Origin of the sequence: Glutamicibacter sp. Je.9.36, assembly GCF_051129975.1 — a bacterium.
GTDB lineage: Bacteria > Actinomycetota > Actinomycetes > Actinomycetales > Micrococcaceae > Glutamicibacter.
In genome coordinates, this window is the sequence record NZ_JBCPSN010000001.1 from 26,722 (window position 1) to 45,135 (window position 18,414).

At 62.9% G+C, this 18,414-nt stretch carries 14 protein-coding genes; 12 read left to right on the top strand and 2 right to left on the bottom strand.

The window, feature by feature from the left end; all coding sequences use genetic code 11:
* The first annotated feature begins 116 nt into the window (after positions 1-116).
* Positions 117-1,103, top strand: a complete 987-nt coding sequence (locus AAZQ98_RS00125; RefSeq protein WP_434689003.1) for an acyl-CoA thioesterase — start codon at positions 117-119, stop codon at positions 1,101-1,103.
* A complete protein-coding gene (locus AAZQ98_RS00130; protein WP_434689004.1) occupies positions 1,100-1,726 on the top strand; it encodes a phosphoribosylanthranilate isomerase in 627 nt (208 codons plus the stop codon). The genes AAZQ98_RS00125 and AAZQ98_RS00130 overlap by 4 nt, the downstream gene beginning before the upstream one ends.
* 43 nt (positions 1,727-1,769) lie before the next feature.
* Here the strand turns inward: AAZQ98_RS00130 and AAZQ98_RS00135 are convergent, their stop codons facing one another.
* Positions 1,770-2,321, bottom strand: a complete 552-nt coding sequence (locus AAZQ98_RS00135; RefSeq protein ID WP_105658869.1) for an acyl-CoA thioesterase — start codon at positions 2,319-2,321, stop codon at positions 1,770-1,772.
* 149 nt (positions 2,322-2,470) lie between these two features.
* Here AAZQ98_RS00135 and AAZQ98_RS00140 point away from each other — a divergent pair, with 149 nt between their 5' ends.
* The 5 genes from AAZQ98_RS00140 (at position 2,471) to AAZQ98_RS00160 (ending at position 7,292) form a co-directional block, all read left to right on the top strand.
* Entirely contained in the window at positions 2,471-3,841 is a 1,371-nt protein-coding gene (locus tag AAZQ98_RS00140; RefSeq protein WP_434689005.1) for a sensor histidine kinase, read from the top strand.
* Positions 3,838-4,503 carry a response regulator gene (locus AAZQ98_RS00145; RefSeq protein ID WP_105658871.1) on the top strand — a complete coding sequence of 222 codons (666 nt, stop codon included), beginning with the start codon at positions 3,838-3,840 and terminating at the stop codon, positions 4,501-4,503. The genes AAZQ98_RS00140 and AAZQ98_RS00145 overlap by 4 nt, the downstream gene beginning before the upstream one ends.
* 79 nt (positions 4,504-4,582) lie before the next feature.
* A complete protein-coding gene (locus AAZQ98_RS00150) occupies positions 4,583-5,464 on the top strand; it encodes an ABC transporter ATP-binding protein (RefSeq protein ID WP_434689006.1) in 882 nt (293 codons plus the stop codon).
* Complete coding sequence (locus AAZQ98_RS00155) at positions 5,461-6,633, top strand: ABC transporter permease (protein WP_434689007.1); 1,173 nt, start codon at positions 5,461-5,463, stop codon at positions 6,631-6,633. Before AAZQ98_RS00150 ends, AAZQ98_RS00155 begins: the two co-directional genes overlap by 4 nt.
* 59 nt (positions 6,634-6,692) lie before the next feature.
* Positions 6,693-7,292 carry a hypothetical protein gene (locus AAZQ98_RS00160; protein WP_434689008.1) on the top strand — a complete coding sequence of 200 codons (600 nt, stop codon included), beginning with the start codon at positions 6,693-6,695 and terminating at the stop codon, positions 7,290-7,292.
* 74 nt (positions 7,293-7,366) lie between these two features.
* Here the strand turns inward: AAZQ98_RS00160 and AAZQ98_RS00165 are convergent, their stop codons facing one another.
* Positions 7,367-10,885 carry a proline dehydrogenase family protein gene (locus tag AAZQ98_RS00165; protein ID WP_434689009.1) on the bottom strand — a complete coding sequence of 1,173 codons (3,519 nt, stop codon included), beginning with the start codon at positions 10,883-10,885 and terminating at the stop codon, positions 7,367-7,369.
* A 233-nt stretch (positions 10,886-11,118) separates the two neighbouring features.
* On the opposite strand from AAZQ98_RS00165, the gene AAZQ98_RS00170 reads away from it, so the two are divergent.
* The 5 genes from AAZQ98_RS00170 (at position 11,119) to AAZQ98_RS00190 (ending at position 18,378) form a co-directional block, all read left to right on the top strand.
* Positions 11,119-12,081 (top strand): LysR family transcriptional regulator, encoded by a 963-nt coding sequence (locus tag AAZQ98_RS00170; RefSeq protein ID WP_359192602.1) that lies wholly within the window; start codon positions 11,119-11,121, stop codon positions 12,079-12,081.
* Between the two features lie 136 nt (positions 12,082-12,217).
* Positions 12,218-13,723: a sodium/proline symporter PutP gene (gene putP, locus AAZQ98_RS00175; protein ID WP_434689010.1), complete on the top strand. Its 1,506-nt coding sequence runs from the start codon at positions 12,218-12,220 to the stop codon at positions 13,721-13,723.
* Between the two features lie 174 nt (positions 13,724-13,897).
* Positions 13,898-15,301 (top strand): NAD-dependent epimerase/dehydratase family protein, encoded by a 1,404-nt coding sequence (locus AAZQ98_RS00180; protein ID WP_434689011.1) that lies wholly within the window; start codon positions 13,898-13,900, stop codon positions 15,299-15,301.
* Positions 15,302-15,527: 226 nt separating this feature from the next.
* Positions 15,528-17,153, top strand: coding sequence for a biotin carboxylase (locus tag AAZQ98_RS00185; protein ID WP_105658878.1), 1,626 nt, complete (start codon positions 15,528-15,530; stop codon positions 17,151-17,153).
* Positions 17,143-18,378 (top strand): serine hydrolase domain-containing protein, encoded by a 1,236-nt coding sequence (locus AAZQ98_RS00190; RefSeq protein WP_434689012.1) that lies wholly within the window; start codon positions 17,143-17,145, stop codon positions 18,376-18,378. The genes AAZQ98_RS00185 and AAZQ98_RS00190 overlap by 11 nt, the downstream gene beginning before the upstream one ends.
* The last annotated feature ends 36 nt before the right edge of the window (positions 18,379-18,414 follow it).

Below are 18,414 nucleotides of genomic sequence, written 5' to 3' on the forward strand. Positions count from 1 at the left end.
TCCTATCCTAGGGCAGAGCCCACCGGCAGTTCCGCGCCGTGGGACTTGCCGGCAAGGCTGGGCCGCGAGGCGTCATACATTGCCCGTGATGCGCGATGTGCGCGAAACTGGAGTGCATGAGCACCCCGGAGCTGAAACAACGTCCGCATTCTGTCACCTTGCGATTCCTCGCGGCACCGACCGACGTCGATGTCACCGGGATTGTTCCTGCGGGCACCGTTCTGGAGTGGGTCGACAAGGCCGCCTACGCTGCGGCGGTGGGATGGTCCTCCAGCTATTGCGTCACCGCCTATGTAGGCAATATCCACTTCGAAGACCCGATCCACTCCGGAGATCTGGTGGAAGTGACCGCTTCGGTGGTGTACACCGGAACCAGCTCCATGCACATCCATACCGAGGTGTCCTTCAGCGATCCGCGCGAATTGCGTCCGGTGAAGTCCAGCAGCTGCCTGGTGATCTTCGTAGCCGTCGGCGAGAATGGCAAGCCAACCCCGGTTCCGGCATTCACCCCGGGGACGGCCCGGGAAATCGCCATGCGCGAGAATGCGTTGGCGCGCATTGAGATCCGCGAGCAGATCGTCGCGTCCATGAACGAACAGGTATACACCGATGAGGGAACCGCCGAACGCGTGACGCTGCGCTTTTTGGCGGCGCCCACCGATGTGAACTGGGGCGGCAAGGTCCACGGCGGCATCGTGATGAAGTGGATTGACGATGCCGCTGAGCTGTGCGCGGCCCGCTACTGCCAGCAGGAAACCGTTGCAGTGTTCTCCGGCGGCGTGCGTTTCTACCGCCCGCTGCTGATCGGCCACCTGGTGGAGGTCGAGGCGCGCCTGGTCTACACCGGGAACAAGGGAATGCACGTTGCGGTGCATGTGCGCTCTGGCGATCCGAAGACCCGGGAAATGCAGCTGACGACCTACTGCCTGACCGTGATGGTGACCCGCGATGAAACCGGCACCGCTGTTCCGGTCAAGCCCTGGGTGCCCGTCACCGGGGAGGACAAGCGGCTGTGGAATCACGCCCGCGACTTGCTGGCCATCCGCGCCAACGCGCCTGGCGGTTACACCCCAATCCATATGGCCAAGGAGAACGCCAAGTGAGTGCAGCAAAGCCCTTCGTCAAAGTGTGCGGCTTGTCCACGGCCCAGGACGTGCAAATCGCTGCGGCCCATGGTGCTGATGCCATCGGGTTCGTGCTCACGCCCAGTGCCCGGGAAATTTCCGCGCAGCGCGCCGCCGCATTGGTGGAGGCGGTTCCCGCAGGCATTGCCACCGTGGCGGTATTCCGCGGCGAAGAGATCCAGACGGTGCTTCAGCTTGCGGCGGACGCCGGCGTGAGTTGGGTGCAGCTGCACGGGCAGCGCACGGCAAAGGATGTGAGCACCGCCCATGAGGCCGGGTTCAAGGTCATCCGCGCGGTGCGGCGCGATGACCCGGAAGAGCAGTTTGCCGATTGGGGCGAAGATCTGCTGCTCATTGACGCCTCGGTCCCCGGCAGCGGCGAAAGCTGGGATTATGCGGCAGTGAAGGATCTGGCCGCTGGGCGGCGCTGGCTGGTGGCCGGCGGACTGTCCCCGCAGAATGTCGCTGATGCCTTGGCTGCGTCCAGCGCTTTCGGCGCCGATGTCTCCTCCGGCGTCGAATCATCGCGCGGAGTCAAGGATCCCGAGCTGATCGCCATGTTCATTGATGCGGCCAAGGCTTCGCCGAATCCCGCTCGTTGAGTCCCCCGGCGCCGTTCAGCAGGAATTGCGCGAGTGAATTAATTCAGCGGATCCAATTGTGCGGGGCCGGCTTGCGGGTGCTGGGCAGCGCTCCGTCCTGGCGCCACTGGTGCAGCCACTCGGGCAGCACCATGTCTGCTGGCAGCTCCAAGCCGACCGCTGCCAGGATCTCCTCGTTGGAAACCGCACCCTTTTTCGAGGTCATCCGGGTGGCGACATAGGCGCGAGCGTAGATTTCGCCCTTCACGACGATGCGCTGCTCGAAGAAGATGCACTTGTCGTCCATGCCGATCAGCCGGGTTTCCTGGGAGAACTTGGTTCCCAGGCGGACCGACTTGCGGAAGGTGATGGTCTCGGTCTGCACGACCGGAACCCATTTATTCCTGGACATGATGTCCCAGACGCCGGAACGGAACATCAAGTCGAAGCGTCCGAGATCGAAGATCGAGAAGTACATGCCGTTGTTGATGTGGCCGGCAAAGTCGATATCGGTCAGCGTGGCACGCATGCCCACTGAGCTGGTGTCGAACATGGACAGCTTGGAAGCCTTCTTGCTGTTCAGGTAAACCATGAGGATTCGGAAAATCATGTGCATACCATCACATTACTGCCTAGTAACCTTTCTGCCTAGCGCATTTCCTCCCGGCTCAACGCCAGGGGTAAGCCTCCAGGCTCATGCCCGGAAAACCGCAGACCGGTAAAGTCGTTTCCAATGCCTGGCCAACGAGATGATCAAGGAACACCATGTACCGACTCCCCGAGCTAGTGCACCGGAGGCTCCCCACGCTGCCTCCGGTGGATTGGGAACGTCCGTCTCCGGATAAGAAGAGCTTGCGCCGCGACATTATCGTCGCTTCGGGCTTTCTTCTGCTGGCGCTGGCCATGCACGAACTGCTGCTCTCCCTGACCGAGCAAGAGAACGCGCCCGATCCTCTTCTCGCCTATCTCGTGCTTGTGTCCCTGATCGTGCCGCTGATGTTCCGCCGGCGCTGGCCCATCACCATGATGCTCATCGGTTCGGCTGCGTTCGTGGGCGCCGGAAGTGAAAATACCTACCAAGTCGGCATGGAGCTCTGCGCGCAGCTGGCCTACTTCATCGGCATCTACACCGCGGTCACGTGGTCGAAGAACCGCCGGGGACTGTGGATAGCGATGAGCGTGGTGCTGCTGTTCATGGCCACCTGGGTGATCGTCACCTTCTTCACCTCCGACTTGCTCACGGCCACCGGAACTTCCATGGTCGAGGATCCAGCAGGCGTGCTGCCGACGTCAACGGCCTTCATCTTCTACAACCTGCTGATGAACCTGCTGTACTTCGGCGGCGCGATCTTCCTGGGCATGGTCAGCTGGACCAATGCCTACGCCAGCCAAATAGTGGAAACCCAGGCCCAGCGCATTGCCGACCAGTCCCAGCAGCTGGCAGACCGTGCGGTCAACGAGGAACGGCTGCGCATCGCCCGCGAGCTGCACGATGTCATTGCCCACCACATTGCCTCGGTGGGAATCCAGGCTTCGGCCGCCCGCATGGTGCATGAGCGCGATCCCCAGCAGTCCATCGAACTGATGCGCGGCATCGAGTCCTCGGCACGCAGTGCAGTCAGCGAAACGCGGGCACTGCTGGGCGTATTGCGCGAACATGGCGGACCGGAGGATTCGCCGAACAGCGCTGAGGGGGCACGGAACCCCGAACCCTCCATGGCGCAGCTCGATGAGCTGATCGCAGCCAATGAACGCCAGGGACTGAGCATCCAGATCTCCCGCGATGAACACCAGCCCGGCTTCATTTCCTCCCTGCCGGCAGGCCTGTCGCTCGCGCTCTACCGCATCAGCGGCGAAGCCTTGGCCAATGTCCGTGCGCATTCCACGGCCCGCACAGCTACCTTGTCGCTGCGTTCGGGAACCGATGCCGATGGCGCATGGATAGAAGTCGAGGTCACCGACAGCGGCCGTCCCCGGCCGGACTCCGCCGGTGGCGGCTACGGCCTGCGTGGCATTCGCGAACGCGCCAAGCTGCATCACGGGCTGGTGGAAATCGGCCCGCGCATTCCGCACGGCTGGCGTACCCGGGCCCGGTTGCGCGTGGTATCCGACGCGGCAACTAGACTGGCAACATGAGCAAAATTACCGTGGTGATCTGCGATGACCAGTCGCTGATCCTCTCGTCGCTGAAACTGATCTTGCAAACCGATCCGCAGATCCAGGTCATCGGCACGGCAGGCAACGGCCAAGCGGGCCTGGAAATGGTTCGCGAGCTGAACCCCACGGTGGCGCTGATGGATATCCAAATGCCGCAGATGGACGGCATCGAAGCCACGAAGCTCATCGCCAGCACCACCCAGACCAAGGTCATTGTGCTGACCACCTTCAACCGCGACGACTACCTCTTCGAGGCCATGGATGCCGGGGCCAGCGGGTTCCTGCTGAAGAATGCAGAGCCTGAAATGCTGGTGGCCGCCGTGCACCAGGTGGCCGCCGGCCACGGGCTGCTCTCCCCCGAAGTCACGCTCAAGCTCATCCAGCGTGGCACCGGCGCGGTCCCTGCCGCGGATTCGGCAGCGGCAACTACCGAGGCCCAGCAGCTGGAAAAACTCACCGAACGCGAACGCCAGGTACTCTGCGAACTGGCCCAGGGCAAGAACAACCAGGAAATCGCCGCAGTGCTCTCCCTGTCGGAAGCCACGGTGAAAACCCACCTGTCGAACCTGTTGGCGAAGCTGCACCTGCGCGACCGGGTGCAGGGCGTGCTATTTGCCCACCGCGCCGGACTCATCCAATAGTTTCATTCTCCAGACGGAGCGCAAATGCTGCTTCGTTTCCTAAGCTGATGAGTAGAAACAATACTTGGCAGAGGAAAACATGCTTGAGCTACACCATGTGTCACGGTCATTTGCACAGAATTTGGTGCTCGATGACATCAGCTTCACCGTACCTGGCGGCGCGCTCACCGGATTCGTCGGTGCCAACGGTGCCGGCAAGACCACCACCATGCGCATCATCATGGGATTGCTCAGCGCCGATTCCGGTTCTGTTTCGCTCAACGGCCGCCCGCTCGATGGAGCCACCCGCCCCAACTTCGGCTACATGCCCGAGGAACGCGGCCTGTATCCCAAGCAGCCGGTCATTGACCAGCTGGTCTACCTCGGACAGCTCCATGGCCTGTCCCGCACCGGAGCACGCAAACGGGCCATGGAACTGCTGGCCCGTTTCGGTTTGGCTGACCGCGCCAAGTCGAAACTCGAATCCCTGTCCCTGGGCAACCAGCAACGCGTTCAAGTCACCGCAGCACTGCTGCACGAACCCGACGTGCTCATCCTCGACGAGCCTTTCAGCGGACTTGACCCGATCGCGGTGGACGCAATGAGCTCCATCCTGCGCGACTATGCGGCGCGTGGCGTACCGGTGCTCTTCTCTTCGCATCAGCTGGATCTGCTCGATGTGCTGGTGGACCATCTGGTGATCATCCAGGACGGCAGGATCCTGGCCAATTCATCGGCAGCCGGGCTCCGTGCGACGCAGGCATCCCGGCACCGGTTGTCCCTGGGCTCCGACACGGGCTGGCTGCGCAATGAACCGGGGGTTACCGTTATCGATATTTCAGGCCATGACGCATTGGTGAATTTCGATTCCGAATCCGATGCCCAACGCGTGCTCGCCACCGCCATGAGCCGCGGGCCCGTCGCAGAGTTCGCAGTCCATCGCCCTTCGCTGGCCGACATCTACCGGGAGATCATCAAGTGAACACCACTACGGCTCCATGGCTCATTGTCGCCTTGCGCGAAGTCGAAACCAAGCTGCGCGACAAAGCTTTCATCATCAGCACCATCGTGACCTTGCTATTCATCATCGGATCGGTCGCCGTTACCGGATTCCTCGCCAATCGCACGTCGAATTTCGCCGTGGCGGCCACCGATGATGCCAGTTTCCGGGTGCTGGAGCAGGTGATCCAGGATCGCCCCGAAGACGTGGAACTGAGCATTTCCAGGCTCGCTCCTGAACAGGCGGAGCAGCAGCTATCCGCTGAGCGGCTGAACGCGACCTTGTCCGGTTCGGCCGATGCGCAGGAATTCACGCTGACCGGTTTCAACGCGGTCGACCAAGAGCTCAGTTCCCTGGTCCGCGAGGCAATGAAAACGGTGAAGACCGATCAGCTGCTGGCCGAGGCCGGACTGGAATCGGCTAGCCTGCCCGATAACGAAGACCTCATACTCGATCAGCTTCATGGCGATTCCGAACGGGCCGCGATGGCCAGTGCCATGGCGCTGGTCTTCTCATTCCTCTTCTACATGGCCGCATTCCTCTTCGGCATGCCCATCGCCAACTCGGTCATCGAGGAGAAGCAGAACCGCGTGGTCGAGATCCTGGCCAGCACCATCCGGCTGCGCCAGCTGCTGGCAGGAAAAATCATCGGGAATGTCGTTCTCGCAATGATCCAGCTCCTGGCCTTCCTCAGCATTGGCTTGCTGGCTGCCTACATTTCCCCGATCCAAATCCCGTTCCTCGGAGTTGTCACCCAGGTGGCCGGGTGGTTCGTGGTGTTCTTCTTCGGCGGTTTCCTGCTTCTGGCCGGGATCTGGGCAGCTTTGGGCTCCTTGGCTACCCGTACCGAGGATCTGCAGCAATCCAGCGGGCCCGTGGTGGGTCTCCTGATGGCGGTGCTGTTCATCGGGTTGTATGCCAAGGGCAGCTTCCTGGTGGTCGCTTCGTACATTCCCATCGTCTCCTCGGCGGCGATGCCTAGCCGCCTGCTCTCCGGCGAGGTAGCTATCTGGGAGCCGATTCTTTCGTTGGCAATTCTCCTGGCTGCCTGCTGGCTCGTGCTGCTGTTTGCCGAGAAGATCTACGGCAGGGCAGTGATGCACACCGGTGGCGCGCTGACCGTTCGCAAGGCACTGAAGCTCGAGGTCTGAGCCGGCCTGCCAAGAACAGGAAAAGGGATTGCACAGCCAGTTTCATTAGACTTGGCTAAGTGAGCGAAGAAAAACCACTGTTGCATCTGCCGGCCCGCCTGATCATTGTTTGGCTGGTGCTGATCGCCGGCATCACCGGATCCACGCTGCTGTCCACCGCCGACTATGTCACCGGCGGCAGCCTGCTCTCCCTGATCGCGTTATGGGTGATCAGGCTCGTGGCCATCGGCAGCTTCTGGTTGCTCGAAGCGCGCAAGGACACCAAGGTCTTCGCGATGCTGCTCGTCCTGCTGTCGCTGGTCCTGGACATCTTGCTGAAGCTGCCGGTCCTGGACACCGTGGAGTACGGCGATTGGTTCCTGGTCACCGCGCTTGATCTGCAGGGAATGTACACCGGCTACTTCACCGTCTGGGGCCTGCTCCTGCCGGTGCTTTCGCTGGTTGGCTGGTTCGTCTTGCGTCCCCGCAAGCTCGCTGGCTGGATCGTCGGCCTGCTCTCGGCGGTCGGCCTGGGATTTGCGGCACTGTCCGTGGCTGGTTCGGCCAGCGGATCCGTACTCGCCTTCACCCTGGTGACCTTGGCGCGCTACATTCTTCCGGCGGTCCTCTCCGCCACCGCGGATATTCTGGTCGCCAAATTCAAGGTACGCAAGAAGTAAAGAGCTTTCCAACATAAAGCAGTGGCCAGCATCCAAATGAATGGATGCTGGCCACTGCTCTATGCGCTTGCCTGCTAGATCAGCGAATCACTGAGGTGATTCGGGGTGCCGAAGCGGTGAGCGGTAATGGATACCGCCTGCTCATGCAGGAACGGAAGCATCTCCACCCGTCCGGCAGCGGTCACCGGCGAGGCGTAGATGGCCACATCCGGCTTGCCGTTGGCTGCCTCGGCGACAGCCTTCATCGAACCGCCGATCAGGCGGATGCGGGCAGCGGACTCCGGACCGGTCTTCGCAGCCAGCTTCGCAGCACGGGCGGCGAAAGCAGCAGCGTCTTCGCGCACCACGGTGACCGAGTTCTCGGCCAACAGGTTGCGCACGCCCAGGGGCAGCTGCACGTCAGCGGAGAAGATCACCCGGGAACCTGCGGTGACACCGGCGGCAATGACGCGCAGCGCCTCGGCCAGTCCGTGGCCGCTGGTGGCTTCTTCGAAGCGCACGGTCACGTCAACCGCGCGGTAGCGGAAGATGTTGCGCTCGGCGATCAGCCCCGAGCGGTCCTTGGCCTGGTTGAACTCGTTGTTCCACCACAGCTTGTCGCTGGCCAGTGCCGAGCCCAGCCACTGCGCCTGCTCCGAATCCAGTTCTGCGGTGTTCAGCAGGCGCTGGTCGAATGCCGAGAGCGCTGCGCCCTGCGTGGCGGGGGCGTCCACCCAGGAGCCCATGCCGACCAGGTAGTTCGGGCCGCCCGCCTTGGTGCCTGCGCCGATGGCCGATTTCTTCCAGCCGCCAAACGGCTGGCGCTGCACGATGGCACCGGTGATGCCGCGGTTGGCGTAGATGTTGCCCGCCTGGATGTTCTCCAGCCAGTAGCCCATCTCCGCCGAATCCAGCGAGTGCAGGCCCGAGGTCAGGCCGTAGTCCACCTCGTTGACGATCTCCACGGCTTCTTCCAGGGTCTTGGCGGTCATCACGCCGAGAATCGGGCCGAAGTATTCGGTCTTGTGGTATTCGCTGCCGCGGGCCACATCGTAGCGCACGCCCGGCGAGTAGAGCTTGCCCGAGTCATCGAGCTGCTTCGGCTCAATGGCCCAACGCTCGCCGGCGCCCAGGGTGGTCAGGCCGCGCTTGAGCTTTTCGCCCGGCTCGCCGATCAATGGGCCCATCTGGGATTCGGGGTTCCACGGGTAGCCGACCTTCAGCGACTTCACCGCATCGATCAGCTGGTTGTTGAAGCGGCGGGATTCAGCCACCGAGCCCACCAGCACCACCAGCGATGCTGCCGAGCACTTCTGGCCGGCGTGGCCGAAGGCCGACTGCACAACGTCGCGCGCAGCCAGATCCAGGTCGGCGTTCGGGGTGACGATGATGGCGTTCTTGCCGGAGGTCTCAGCCAGCAGCGGCAGGTCCTTGCGGAAGGAGCGGAACAGTTCGGCGGTCTCGTAGCCGCCGGTGAGGATCAGGCGGTCCACGCGCTCATCGGAGACCAGCTGCTGGCCCAGGGAGCGATCGCCCACGAAGACCAGCTGCAGCACGTCCTTGGGCACGCCGGCATCCCACAGGCACTGCACCATGACGGCTCCCACGCGGGCGGCCTGGCTGGCAGGCTTGATGATCACCGAGGAACCGGCGGCCAGTGCCGAGAGGGTGGAACCGGCTGGGATCGCCATCGGGAAGTTCCATGGCGGGGTGACCACGGTCAGCTTCGACGGGACGAACTTCGCGCCATCCACGGCATCCAGTTCGCGGCCCAGTTCCGCGTAGTAGTGCGCGAAGTCGATGGCCTCGGAAATCTCCACATCGCCCTGGTCAATGGTCTTGCCGCATTCGGAGCCCAGGACCTCGAGCAAGGTGGCGCGGCGCTCCTCGAAGAGCAGGCCGGCACGGTGCAGGATCTGCGCGCGCTGGGCCGAGCCCAGCTGCTGCCAGCCGGCGGCGGCATCCACGCCCATGGCGATGGACTCGTCGAGTTCGCCGGCGCTGTTCAGGGTGTTGTTCTTGACCAGTTCCTTGCCCAGCGGCGAAGCCTGCATCTTGGCCAGGATCTCGCGTCCCCAGGCACGGTTCTGGTTCAGGTCCGGGTCGGTATCCGGGGTGTTGAAGAATTCGGTGGAGCCGTCGGCGAAACCGGCCACGCGGGTGCTCAGCGACGGATCCTGGACCTGGCGGTTCTGCACGCGATGCGGGGCAGGGACCACGTTGGACATGGCTTCCAGGGATGCGAGGAAGCGGTTCTTCTCGCGTTCGAACAAGGCCTCGTTCATGGCCAGCTCGAAGACTGCGGACATGAAGTTTTCCTGGCTGGCGCCCTCTTCGAGGCGGCGGATCAGGTAGGCGATGGCCACGTCGAATTCCTGCGGGTGCACCACCGGGGTGTAGAGCAGCAGCGAGCCGACATCCTTGCGCACCGCTTCGGCCTGGCCGGTGGCCATGCCCAGCAGCATTTCGAATTCGATGCCGTCGGTGGCGTTGCGCGATTTGGCCAGCAGCCAAGCCAGCGCGACATCAAAGAGGTTATGCCCGGCGATGCCGATGCGGATGTTCTTCACGTGTTCCGGACGCAGCGCGTATTCCAGCACGGACTTGTAGCTGGTGTCGGAGTCCTGCTTGGTGTGCCAGGTGGCCAGCGGCCAGCCGTGGATGTCCGCTTCCATGGTTTCCATTGGCAAGTTGGCGCCCTTGACCACGCGGACCTTGATCGGTGCGCCGCCTTCGGCCACGCGGGCCGAGGAGAATTCCTGGAGCTGGATCATCGCGCCCAGGGCATCTGGCAGGTAGGCCTGCAGCACGATGCCGGCGGGCAGGTCCTTGAATTCGGGCTTGGACAGGATCTTGGTGAAGACCGCGATGGTCAGCTCCAGGTCCTTGTACTCTTCCATGTCCAGGTTGATGAACTTCTTCTTCGGGCTGTTGGCAGCCAGCTCATACAGTGGCTGCAGCTTTTCCACGATGTGCTCCACGGCTTCATCGAACGCCCAGTGGTTATGCGGGGCGACGGTGGAGGAGACCTTGATCGACACGTAGTCCACGTCATCGCGTTCCAGCAACTTGGTGGTGCCATCAAGACGGCGGGCCGCTTCGCCTTCGCCGAGGATGGCTTCGCCGAGCAGGTTGACGTTCAGATCCACGCCCTCGCGCTTGATCTTGGAGATCGCGCCGCCCAGCTTGGCATCCGAGGCGTCAATGATCAGGTGGCCGACCATCTCGCGCAAGACCTTGCGGGCGATGGGGACAACTACCTGCGGCACGATTGGGGCCATGGCGCCGCCAACTGCGACGGCCTTGCGCATGTACCAGGGCAGGAAGCCTGGAACCATCGGGGCCAGCGCCTTGAGGTTGGCTGCCGCGACGTTCAGGTCTTCGGGGCGGATCACGCCATCGACGAAGCCTACGGTGAAGTCCAGGCCCTTGGGGTCCTTGAGCACTCCGGCCAGGCGGGCGGCGGCGGCATCTACGGGGTATTCGGAAGCTTCGGTGAGCCAGCGGCGAACCAGCTTGATGACGTCGTCAGCGAGTTCGGCCGGCGAGGTGAGCGGGTTGCCGTCGGCATCTAGTGCGGCTGGCACTACGTGCTGGGTGGAGGTGAAAGACACTGGTGGTCCCTTCGATGCAATTCGTACTTGTGGTTCGGCACCGAACGCTGATGTCGTTATGGCTAATCCGGTGGCCCGCTGCTGCCAGAGGGCCGATAAGAAAAGCTGTGTGCAAGATCGAGTATGAACCTATATTGTCTTAAGCAAAAGTGAACAAAGCCGAAGATGTTCGTTCGGTTTTGCCGAAGTATTTGGACTCCGTGAGTCTCCATTAACTGAATGGCGGGAAAACCGTGCTTGAACTGAGAAGATTGCGCTTGCTTCGCGAATTGCATATCCGCGGAACCATTGCCGAGGTGGCCGATGCGCTGAGCTACTCCCCCTCCTCCGTGTCGCAGCAGCTGAGCCAGCTGGAAACCGAAACCGGGGTGGAGCTGCTGCGGCGCACCGGACGCACCCTCAAGCTCACCCCGCAGGCCCAGATCCTGGTGGCCCACACCGAAGAGCTGCTCGATTCCATGGAACGCGCCGAAGCGGACCTGTCCGCGGCCATGTCCACGGTGTCCGGAACCGTCCGGCTAGCGGTTTTCCAGACGGCCATGCTCCGGCTCATGCCGCCGGTACTGCGCGAACTGCGCACCAGGCACCCCAATCTGCGGGTGGAAATGAGCCAGCAGGAACCAGCCGACGCGCTGAATGAAACCAGCAGCCGAAGTTTCGATTTGGTGGTTGCGGAGCAGTACTCGGGGCATTCCGCGCCGCACTACGACAACCTCGATCGGCGTGTTCTGACTCACGATCCGATCCGTCTGGCCTTGCCGGCACGGGGCGCGGCCGGAAATGCGGAATTCGACCGGGTGCACACCTTGGAGCATGCCAACTCCCTGCCCTGGGTGGTGGAACCCGCAGGTGCCGCCAGCCGGCACTGGGCCCTGCAGGCATGCCGGCTTGCAGGGTTCGAGCCGGACCTGCGCTACGAAACCGCTGATTTGCAGGCTCACGTGCAGTTAGTCGCTTCAGGCAACGCCGTGGCGATGCTCCCGGAGCTGGTCCTGCGCGACCAGCGCAGCAGCCTGCGCACGGTGGATCTGCCCGGCTCTCCGGAGCGCACCATCTTCACCGCCATGCGGCATTCCTCCACCCAGTCCCCGGCCATCCGCGCGGTGCGCAAATCGCTGCACGCACAGCCCGGAATGAGTGATGCAAGCAACTCCGCGATTTTGGCTACCCCTGCAGACTTCGATACGGTCGAGTAGATAACAGAATGATCACAGACCTAATGGCACCCGGCGACAAACCGGAGAATTAGTGCCATAGTGGTGACTCGCACCACAGAAATCCGCGCCTATGGCGGCTGAGAAAAGCCCCAGGCACAAACGGTAATGAGGAAAAATGTCCGACCAGACTTTCCAGATGATTGCGATCGCAATTTACATGGCCGCCATGCTTGGCATCGGCTATATTGCATATCGCCGCACCAACAACATTGACGACTACATGCTGGCCGACCGCGGCCTGAAGCCGTGGGTCGCAGCCCTTTCCGCAGGCGCATCCGACATGTCCGGCTGGCTGCTCATGGGCCTGCCCGGCGCCATCTACCTCGGCGGCCTGCACGAAGCATGGATCGGCATCGGCCTGCTCATCGGCGCATGGCTGAACTGGAAGTTCGTCGCCCCGCGGTTGCGTTCCTACACCGCGATCTCGCAGAACGCCATCACCATCCCGAGCTTCTTCGAAAAGCGCCTGAAGGACAACAGCCACCTGCTGCGCATCGGCGCATCGGTGATCATCCTGGTGTTCTTCACCTTCTACGTATCCTCGGGAATGGTGGCTGCAGGCAAGTTCTTCGAGGCTTCCTTCGGCTGGCAGTACCTTGCGGGCATGTTCTTCGTTGCCGGAATCACCTTGCTCTACACCCTGTTCGGCGGCTTCCTCGGAGCATCCTTGACCGATATGGTCCAGGGCGTGCTGATGTTCACCGCACTGATTGCCGTGCCAATTGTGGCAGTCATCCAGATCGGCAGCATCGGGGACATCACCTCGAAGGTCACCGAAGTCAATCCCGAAGCGTTCAACCTGTTCTCCACCTTCAGCGACAACAGCGCGATCCTGGCCGCCGTGGCCATCTTCTCCACCGCAGCGTGGGGCCTGGGCTACTTCGGCCAGCCGCACATCATCGTGCGCTTCATGGCGCTGCGCACCCCGGGCGAGGCGAAGACCGCACGGCGCATCGGCATCGGCTGGATGTTCCTGACCACCCTGGGCGCCATCGCCACCGCGTTCATCGGCGTCGCGTACTTCGCCGATCAGCCGCTGGACAAGGCCAGCAGCGAAACTGTCTTCCTGCTGCTGAGCCAGATCTTCTTCCACCCGCTGATCGCCGGCCTGGTGCTCGCCGCGGTGCTGGCGGCCATCATGTCCACCATGTCCTCGCAGCTGATCGTCTGCTCCTCGGCACTGGTGGAGGACCTGTACAACATCACCGGCCGCAAGGCTTCGCCCAAGGCCCTGGTCATGCTGGGCCGCTCCGGCGTGCTGCTGGTGGCCGTCGTCGCCGCCCTGCTGGCGCTGAACCCGAACTCCTCCATCCTTGAGCTGGTCTCCTTCGCGTGGGCGGGCTTCGGCGCCGCCTTCGGCCCGGTTGTCCTGCTGGCCCTGTACTGGCGCAAGCTGACCGCCGTGGGCGGTTTCGCCGGCATGGTCACCGGCGCCGTCGTGGTGTTCATCTGGGGCAACGTGGACGTGCTGGCCTCGGCCATGTACGAGATCGTCCCGGGCTTCATCGCCGCACTGGTTGTCGCATGGCTGGTTTCCCGGGCAACCTACCGCCCGAACCCGACCATCGATGCCGAGTTCACCGAAATGGAACAGGAAGTCGGCGCGAAGGTTACCGCCTAGCCAACGCCCCGATGCAAAGCTCCCTTGGTCCGCATGGACCAAGGGAGCTTTTCCCGTTCCCGGACCCTGGTGTAACAGTTCAGGCAGGCTTCGATGTCTATCCTGCCGAAGTGCACCGGGCACAGTAGCCTAGAGCTATGCCCGAGAAACCGAGCTGGAAGGAACTATTCCAAGATGAGCACCACGAGTAAATTCACGCACTGGCAGCGCACCGAGTCACAGTTCCTGGCCGCTGACCCGCAGGCCGTCTACTCGATCGTGGGCAACCTGTCGCAGACCGGCCAGTGGATGAAGAGCTTCGACGGCTTCGTCGTGCATGACGACCAGCGCGGCGTGGGCACCAAGGTGGACCTGCTGCCGCCGGGCAAATTCTTCGGCCCGCTGCACCGCAGCACCGCGCCTTCGGGTTCCATCACCCGGCGCAACCAGGACACGCTCATGGTGGAGTTCACCCAGCCGCAGCCGGCCGGTGAAATGGTCTTGCGCTGGCAGGTAGAGCCCCATGAGCACGGATCCGTGCTGCGCTTCGCCGCTGAGCTCAACGGCCCGGGCACCACCGCTTTCAAATTCACCGTGGCCAACGCCCTGTGCAAGGACTTCGCCATCGCGGCGGCCCGCCTGTACCGGATCATCGCCCCGGGTGCGCACCGCAAGCGCGAAGCCCATGTGGTGATCTCCGGCGGTCGCGGATTCCTTGGCCGCAACCTCGTCGCCGATCTGGTCTGCCGCGGCATTTCCGTTTCGGTGCTGACCCGCAACCCGGAAAATGATTTCCCTGCCGAGCAGTACAGCTGGGATGGCGTGCACCAGGGCCCCTGGGCCCGTGCGCTGTCCAGCAAGAATCCGGTGCACCTGGTCAATCTGGCCGGCGAGCGCGTCGATAAGCGCAACACCCCGGAGAACATCGCAGCGCTCACCGACTCGCGCGTGGCCTCCACCAAGACCCTGGCCGAAGCCGCAGCCTCGGTGCCCCAGCTGGCCACCTGGATCCAGGCCAGCACCACCGCCATCTTCGGCGACGCCGGCGAGGAAGAGCTGACCGAGTCCAGCCCCGTGCCCAGCGACCAGCGCGCCCTGCCGGAAATGACCGGGGTCGCTTCGGCATGGGAGCAGGCCTTCGCCGAAGCCGCGGTCAACGCCGAGCAGCGCTATCTCTTGCGCACCTCGCTGGTGATGCACCCCGACGCTCCCCTGCTTGGCCCGCTGAACCTGCTGGTGAATACCGGCATGGGCGGTCCGCTGGGAGACGGCAAGCAGTGGTTCAGCTGGATTGGGCTGGAAGACTGGCTGCGCTTGATCCGCTGCCTGCTCGGCTTCGAAGAGCCTTCCATCCCTGCCGGCCTGGTCCATGCCGCCAGCCCGAAGCCGCTGCGCAATGCCGAGGTCATGGCCGCCTTGCGATCCATCGCGGGGTTGCCCGGCCTGCCCACCGGGTCGGTGCTGCCCAAGATCGGCGCCGCGGTCATGGGATCCAATGCCCGGGTCGCGTTGACCGGCCGCAAGGTCACCAGCGAAGTCCTGCAGCAGGCCGGATTCGAATTCCAGCAGCTGGATTTCGCCTCGACGGTCTCTGGCTAGCGGCGGCCAGTTGCCGCAATAAGGAGTAACCTTTACCTCGCCTTGAGCCCGAACCTGCCGTTGCATGCCAAGTCACAGGCCGCATCGGCGGGGGCGGGCTCAATGTTCACCACGCGTTAAGCAGAACGTGTGCCGGTGCTTACGATGAGCGCTGAGCATGAAACTGTCACGCATTGTGCCGTGCAACCGCCCTTCTCCGGACAGTTTCAAAGGACATCTCCACATCATGGCCAACATTCTTGAAGCCCACGCCCCGGCTTCTCGCCACCGCATGCCCAAACCCAGCGATCTGGACAAGCTGCGCCACAAGGCGCGCGTTGTTACCGATCAGCTCAGCGCCAACGTCGCCGTCGACGCGGCCTACAACGAGTCCGAACCCGCGAATCTCCCGGCCAAGGTCCTGCGCATGGACCGCAAGCTGAAGAACATGAGCGAAGTTCGCCATTTCTTCCGCACCAATACCACTCCGATCTTCTTCCTCGGCGCCACCCCGGTCAATCTGCTGGGCCTTGACCGCTGGGTCCGCAAATTCAGCTACATCACTTACTACGACGGCTGGGACGGCCACCACCCGCGGGTCTTCACCCCCGCCGAGAAGCCCTATGTCGATTTCCAGAGCGCCGAAGAGATCAACAACTGGCTGCTGGAGAACTCCGAGGTGCGCGAATACATCGATTCCCAGTGCACCCCGGGCGGTCCCCGGCCGAAGATCGCGATGGTCTTCTTCGACGAGGAAACCGAATCCATCTGCGAGGAACTGGGCTACGACCTGATCCTGCCCTCGGCCGCCCTGCGCACCGAACTGGACTCGAAGATCGTTACCACCAAGCTGGGCAACGCCGCCGGCGCGCCATCGGTGCCCAACGTGCTGGGCACCGCCGATAACTACGACGAGCTCATGGAACTGGCCGGGGAAGCCGGCTTGGGCAAGGACCTGGTGGTCCAGACCCCCTACGGCGATTCGGGCAAGACGACCTTCTTCATCGACTCGAAGGCACAGTTCAAGGCTCATGCCAAGAACATCATCGGCGAACAACTCAAGATCATGAAGCGCATCAACAACCAGCCGGTAGCCGTTGAGGCGGTGCTGACCGAATGCGGCACGGTGGTTGGGCCGATCCTGACCGAACTGGCTGGCTACAAGGAACTGACTCCGTACAAGGGCGGCTGGTGCGGCAATGAGATGCACCCGGATGTGGTCACCGACTCGCAGCGTTCGCGCGCCATCGATCTGGTCCGCAAGGTGGGCAACGGCCTGAAGGACACCGGCTACCGCGGCTTCTTCGAAGTGGACGTGCTGGTGGACACCGACACCGACGAGGTGTACCTGGGCGAACTGAACCCGCGCATCTCCGGGGCCAGCGCCATCACCAACGTCACCGCCGGAGCCTATGCCGACGTGCCGCTGTTCCTCTTCCACCTGCTTGAATTCCTTGATGTGGAATTCGAGCTGGACGTTGACGAGATCAATGCCCGCTGGGAAGAGATGAGCGGGGCTGATGTCTGGAGCCACATGATCATCAAGGAAACCGATGACATCCTGCAGTACATCACCCATGCCCCACGCACCGGAAACTATTACCTCGACTCGCGCGGCAAGCTGCAGTTTTCCCGTTCCGCATTGGACTGGCACCAGCTGCAGACCCATAAGGAAGCATTCTTCCTGCGCATCTACGGCGTAGAGGATTACCGATGGAAGGGAGCCGATCTTGGGGTCCTGGTCACCAAGGCCAAACTGCAGTACGAAGGCAAGAAGAAGACCAAGCTCAGCATCGATGCCAAGCACTTCATCTCCTGCATCCGATCCCAATACAAGGGAATTGACGTTCCGCCATCAGAGCATGGCAACTGAAGCGACTGATGCCGCCGGGCACATGGCGGCCAACTTGGCAGGTCCTCCCAGCAAGGCGCTGAACATCGCCACCTGGCAGTACCCGCAGAACATCAAGCGCTCATTCCAGAACATCGCCAGAATCCATCCCACCGTGAAGGTCTCGCGCGGCGATGGCCCGATCGTCAGGCTGCACCTGGCCGAGGAGAAGCTGGGCAAACTGGAAGTGGCCAAAGCGAGCATTACCGACCCGGCACTGACCGTGCGCGGGGTAATGCACGCGACCAATACCGACGCCGTGCTGGTCATGCACAATGGACGGATCCTCTGGGAGAAGTACTACAACACCATGACCTCGCTGACCGATCATCTGCTGATGTCGGTCAGCAAGACCCTGGTGGGTTCCCTGGCCGGGGCGCTGGTGGACGCCGGGATGCTTGATACCGAGCAGGCGGTAGCCACCTATGTGCCGGCGCTGGAACGCAGCGGCTATGCCGGCGCCCGGGTGCGCGACCTGCTGGATATGCGCTCCGGGATCAAATTCTCCGAAGAGTATCTGGATCCCAATGCCGAGGTGCGCCAGCTGGAGGAGGCCATCGGCTGGGCCCCGTCGCGTGGCGGCATCGGGCCTATCGGGATGTACGAGTTCTTGCTGACCCTGCAGGCCAAGGGACCCCACGGCGGGGTCTTCGAATACCGCTCTTGCGAGACCGACGCCCTGGGCTGGGTGCTGGAAGCCGCCGGCGGCGCCCCGCTGCAGGAGCTGCTTTCGGACTATGTCTGGTCCAAGCTCGGTGCCCAGCAGGACCTGGTGATGGGCGTTGACCAATTCGGCACCGGAATGTTCGACGGCGGATTCAACGCCTGCCTGCGCGATTTGGCGCGTTTCGGCCATCTCTATGTCAATGGCGGGCGTGCGCTGACCGGCAAGCAGGTTCTCTCCGAGGCATGGATCGCCGACACCTTCGTGTCCGACCCCGCGCTGGTCCAGGCGTTCGCCCAGTCCCCGGGCGAGAACATGATGCCCGGCGGGCACTACCGGAACCAGATCTGGTTCCCGAACCCTGCCACCGGGGCCGCGGTGGCCCTGGGCATCCATGGCCAGATGATCTACATGGATCCGGCAACCAAGCTGGTCGCGGTCAAGCTGTCCAGCTGGCCGCTGCCGCAGGATGCTTCCAAGCTGTTCCCGACCATTCGTGCGTTCGAAGCGATCTCGGCGCATCTGGCCGGACGGAAAATATAGCCTTCGGGCTGCCCTGGATTCAGGCCCTGATTTGCG